This window comes from Vibrio sp. YT-15 (genome assembly GCF_033337445.1).
GTDB lineage: Bacteria > Pseudomonadota > Gammaproteobacteria > Enterobacterales > Vibrionaceae > Vibrio > Vibrio alginolyticus.
Map to the genome: position 1 here is coordinate 1 of NZ_JAWOQR010000142.1, position 1,115 is coordinate 1,115.

The following is a 1,115-nucleotide window of genomic DNA, read 5'->3' on the forward strand; positions in this document are numbered from 1 at the left end:
CCATACTCCTGAACGGCAACGACCGGATATTTTAATTGCTCTAAATCAGCGTGCTGAGCAAAAGGAATGCTCCATTCATCAAATGTGGATGGATGTTCTGGTTGGTTTTGTTTTGCCAGTTCCTGCAATTCTTCTTTCGAATACAGTTTGAAATACTCTTCAGGCTCGCCAAGTACTTTGTTGTGTTCGTCTTTGTCGACTAACGCCTGGTAAGCACTTTTAATCACCTCTAAGCGAGGCAGCAGCGCGAATGGGTCACCCCCATCAGAGTGAGGTACGGCAATAATGGTAGGACGAATATTCAGTGAGTGAGGATACAGTCTGATCGTATCTATAGATTGCGTAAGCAAATCCAAACATTGTTGTTCAGAAATTTCACGATACAAATTACCGCCCGCATGAAGGTGACAAATTGGTGGGCCGTTGACTAACGAGACACCCTTTTCAATAACAGAGACTTTGAATCCCAACTCTGCAAAATGAATGGCGGCTGTGGCACCGGCTACACCACCACCTACAACGGCGATGTGTTTATCTTTATGACTTAGAAACTCAGACTTCATTGCTTCACTAAAAATTTTATAAGGAGAAATCTTTACTAACCATGATTCTACTCGGGTTTGGGCATGATTAAAATCACAAAAAGTTCATGGGTTTGCGATAACTTTAAAAGTTGCTTTACGGAATAAAAAAATTGCAAAAAAAGTGCTTGACGAAGTGGTTTGATGAGCGAATTTTTAGCCTGTTGTGTATAAGAATCCCACTCTAAGACCCATGGCGTAAAGCTTGCGGAAACACCCCTATTTTTGACCTCTCCAGTTATCCCAAAAGTTATCCACTGTTTTTGTGGATAACTAAAATAAAAATGTCATGGAGTGAGTCCGCGTTAGTTATATAAATGGGTATTAAGTGTTTACTGGCGTTAACAATCTTTTCAACAAACTCATTACAACAAGTGCCAGTGTAACGAAAGTGGCTAACGGTAAAGCTATCCACAATTCAGGGTGAATTTGAGCATTGAGGTCAAACCCATACTTCATCACTGCTGCTACACAAGCTTCGGCTGCCATAACGGCGACAGAACTTGCGACAAGCGCCATAATTCCGTATTCCGC

General features: G+C 41.7%; 2 protein-coding genes. Both read right to left on the bottom strand.

Annotation, left to right across the window (positions count from 1 at the left end; all coding sequences use genetic code 11):
- The coding region (locus R7D93_RS25880; protein WP_318129630.1) for an FAD-dependent oxidoreductase at positions 1–563 on the bottom strand (563 nt) is incomplete at its 3' end.
- A 342-nt stretch (positions 564–905) separates the two neighbouring features.
- On the bottom strand, positions 906–1,115 hold a 210-nt coding region (locus tag R7D93_RS25885; protein WP_042767351.1), incomplete at its 5' end, for a hypothetical protein.